Source organism: Micromonospora deserti, from assembly GCF_003236335.1.
Taxonomy (GTDB): domain Bacteria; phylum Actinomycetota; class Actinomycetes; order Mycobacteriales; family Micromonosporaceae; genus Micromonospora; species Micromonospora deserti.
In genome coordinates this window covers 1-3316 of the sequence record NZ_POUB01000425.1, presented here as the reverse complement: position 1 = coordinate 3316, position 3316 = coordinate 1, and the positions used below count along the sequence as shown (strand labels likewise).

The window sequence follows — 3316 nt, the reverse complement described above, 5'->3', positions numbered from 1 at the left end:
CGGTGAGCAGGGCCGCCGCGGTGACCGTCGCGACGGCGGCGGCGGTCAGCCGGCAGGCGAGGGCGCGATGGACGGGGTGCGGTGGGACGGGACGGCGTGGCTGCATGGGTACCTCCCGGACGGAGGGCTGATCCGAGAAACATTCGGTTACCGGATGGTAAGCGTTCATTGATGTTCGTGAAAGGCCCAGCTGCCGTGCGCCGCTCGCGGTCGGGAAGTTCGGTACGGTTCGGCCATGACCAGTCGACCCGCAGCCGGGGGTGGCCGGTGGGTCGAGGTCGACCCGGCCCGCGTCGCCCGCTGGGTCGGGGGCTTCGCCGACCGGCACGGCCCGCCGACGACCACCAGGCAGGAGTACGGCCTGCTGCTCGCCGCCCCCGACGGCGCGAGTGCGGAGCTGCACACCCCGCCGGGCGCACCCTCGGTGCCGGATGTCCCCGGCTTCGTGGCCGCCGCGGACGCGCCACGCCGAATCGCTCTGCTGCTCGCCCGCCGGGGCGCGGTGGCGGTCGGCGTCGCCGAAGGGGAGCGGCTGATGGTGTCCAAGGTGGACACCCGCTACGTGCAGGGGCGCACGGCGGCCGGCGGCTGGTCTCAGCAGCGGTTCGCCCGCCGGCGGGACAACCAGGCCAAGGCGGCCCTCGCCGACGCGGTCGACCTCGCGGTCCGCCTGCTGCTCCCGGAGGCCGGCACGCTCGCCGCCCTGGTCGGCGGCGGGGACCGGCGCGCGGTGGACACGGTGCTCGCCGATCGCCGGCTCGCTCCGCTGGCGGCGCTGCGTCACGAGCGCCTGCTCGACGTGCCCGAGCCCCGGCACGCGGTGCTGGTCGCGGCGGTGGCCGCAGCCCGGGCGGTGCGGATCCTGATCCGGGAACCGGTACCCGAGCCCTAGGTGGGCTACCCGGGTGAACACGCCGGCCAGGGTGCGTCCGCCGTGGGCTTCGAGGTCGAGTTGGCCCTTGAGGGCGACGGAGCCGGGTCGCCGAAGGCATCGCCGGCGCGTACCTGCTGGCCGACCGGTTGGCCCGGGTACGCCACGCCATGCTACGAATGGCCCGGCTGCCCATCATCAATCGCTACGTGGCTGCGAGCCTGGCGGGCAAATCCACCGCCCTCATCACGAACCTGCGCCAGGCCGGCGACTCACCGCAGCTGACCGGCACCGAACCGAGCCAGGGACGAATCTCGTAAGCCAGCTCCAGCTCTCCGAACTCGACCGCGGTGATGTCGGTGATGTTGGTCTCCGGGTCGGTGCCGGCCGGCAGATGGGCGCACCCGGCCGGCCTGGTCAGGTGCTGCTCTCCGACAACGCGCCGGACATCATCCGCCTGGCCGCGCTGCTGCGCTCCAGCCTGATCATCCTGGTCGACGTGCCGTCGGCCGGGGTCTGCCGGGTCGTCCCGCTCGGCCGGTCATGGACGAGCCGGGCGGGTCACCACGCGCCGCCGAAGGCGTCGCACCGCGCCCGCTACACTTGCCCCGTGCTGCTCTGCGAAGGCTGAACCGCCCCGCGCCGACGGTCCCTCCGGCCGCCGGCGCTCTCGTGTGCCCTGAGTCAGCCTTTCCAGACCCCGAGAGCGAGTCCTCCGACATGATCACTGCCACCGGCCTGGAGCTGCGCGCCGGCGCCCGGATCCTGCTGTCCGACACCACCCTGCGGGTACAACCGGGGGACCGGATCGGCCTGGTCGGCCGCAACGGCGCCGGCAAGACCACCACGCTGAAGGTGCTGGCGGGAGAGGGGCAGCCGTACGCCGGGCAGATCGACCGGCGCAGCGCCATCGGCTACCTGCCGCAGGACCCGCGCACCGGCGACCTGGAGGTCACCGGGCGTGACCGGGTGCTATCCGCCCGCGGCCTGGACGTGCTGATGGCGCAGATGACGGAGATCGAGGCCAAGCTTGCCGACGGCGCCGACGACAAGCTGGTGCGCCGCTACGGCGCGTTGGAGGACCAGTTCGCCTCCCTGGGCGGGTACGCCGCCGAGGCGGAGGCCGCCCGGATCTGCGCCAACCTCGGCCTGCCGGACCGGGCCCTCGCCCAGCCGATCGGCACCCTCTCCGGCGGCCAGCGCCGCCGCGTCGAGCTGGCCCGGATCCTGTTCCGCGACGCCGGCGAGAACGGCGGCGGCATCCTGCTGCTCGACGAGCCCACCAACCACCTCGACGCCGACTCGATCACCTGGCTGCGCGGCTTCCTCGCCAACCACAAGGGCGGCCTGATCGTGATCTCCCACGACGGCTCGCTGCTGGAGTCGGTGGTCAACAAGGTCTGGTTCCTCGACGCCACCCGCTCCGTGGTCGACGTCTACAACCTGGGCTGGAAGGCGTACCTGGAGGCACGCGAGACCGACGAGCGGCGCCGCCGCCGGGAGCGGGCCAACGCCGAGAAGAAGGCCGGCGCGCTGATGGCACAGGCCGACAAGATGCGAGCCAAGGCCACCAAGACCGTCGCCGCGCAGAACATGGCCCGCCGGGCGGAGAAGCTCATCGCGGGCCTGGACGAGGTACGCGTCGCCGACAAAGTCGCCAAGGTCCGCTTCCCCAGCCCCGCCCCGTGCGGCAAGACCCCGCTCACCGCGACCGGCCTGTCCAAGTCGTACGGCTCGCTGGAGATCTTCACGGACGTGAACGTGGCGGTCGACCGGGGCTCCCGGGTGGCCATCCTCGGGCTCAACGGTGCCGGCAAGACGACCCTGTTGCGAATGCTCGGCGGCCTGCTGGAGCCGGACACCGGCGAGGTGCACGCCGGCCACGGCCTGCGGCTGGGCTACTACGCCCAGGAGCACGAAACCCTCGACGTGGAGCGCACGGTGCTGGAGAACATGCGCGCCGCCGCGATCGAGCAGACCGACACCGAGCTGCGCAGGATCCTCGGCGCGTTCCTCTTCTCCGGCGAGGACGTGGACAAGCCGGCCGGCGTGCTCTCCGGCGGCGAGAAGACCCGGCTGGCCCTGGCCACCCTGGTCTGCTCCGGGGCCAACGTGCTGCTGCTCGACGAGCCCACGAACAACCTCGACCCGGTCAGCCGGGAGCAGGTGCTCGACGCGATCGCCCGCTACCCGGGCGCGATCGTGCTGGTCACCCACGACCCGGGCGCGGTCACGGCGCTCAAGCCGGACCGGGCCATCCTGCTCCCCGACGGCGACGAGGACGCCTGGAGCGACGACCTGCTCGAACTGGTCGAGCTGGCCTGACAGCCGCCGCCTCCCCGCCCGCCCCGGCCGTTGATCATGTTTGCCCTTCCGCGTCGGCGTGTCGTGGCAACAACTTCATGATCAGTGTGGGTGAGGGGTCAGTGGGGGAGGGTGAGAAGG

General features: G+C 72.7%; 4 protein-coding genes. All 4 read left to right on the top strand.

Features of this window, described 5'->3' with window-relative positions:
* Window positions 1–235: 235 nt before the first annotated feature.
* On the top strand, window positions 236–892 hold the full coding sequence (locus tag C1I99_RS30575; RefSeq protein ID WP_111137627.1) for an acVLRF1 family peptidyl-tRNA hydrolase: 657 nt from the start codon (window positions 236–238) through the stop codon (window positions 890–892).
* A 158-nt stretch (window positions 893–1050) separates the two neighbouring features.
* Window positions 1051–1191: a hypothetical protein gene (locus C1I99_RS33005; protein ID WP_158554124.1), complete on the top strand. Its 141-nt coding sequence runs from the start codon at window positions 1051–1053 to the stop codon at window positions 1189–1191.
* 74 nt (window positions 1192–1265) lie between these two features.
* Window positions 1266–1502 (top strand): hypothetical protein, encoded by a 237-nt coding sequence (locus C1I99_RS30570; RefSeq protein ID WP_146604094.1) that lies wholly within the window; start codon window positions 1266–1268, stop codon window positions 1500–1502.
* Between the two features lie 89 nt (window positions 1503–1591).
* A complete protein-coding gene (locus C1I99_RS30565) occupies window positions 1592–3196 on the top strand; it encodes an ABC-F family ATP-binding cassette domain-containing protein (RefSeq protein WP_111137625.1) in 1605 nt (534 codons plus the stop codon).
* Window positions 3197–3316 lie beyond the last annotated feature (120 nt).

What these genes read in the sequence shown, in the direction of transcription:
- C1I99_RS30575 (WP_111137627.1), top strand. Translation starts at nt 236, where the DNA reads ATGACCAGTCGACCCGCAGCCGGGGGTGGCCGGTGGGTCGAGGTCGAC.
- C1I99_RS33005 (WP_158554124.1), top strand. Translation starts at nt 1,051, where the DNA reads ATGGCCCGGCTGCCCATCATCAATCGCTACGTGGCTGCGAGCCTGGCG.
- C1I99_RS30570 (WP_146604094.1), top strand. Translation starts at nt 1,266, where the DNA reads ATGGGCGCACCCGGCCGGCCTGGTCAGGTGCTGCTCTCCGACAACGCG.
- C1I99_RS30565 (WP_111137625.1), top strand. Translation starts at nt 1,592, where the DNA reads ATGATCACTGCCACCGGCCTGGAGCTGCGCGCCGGCGCCCGGATCCTG.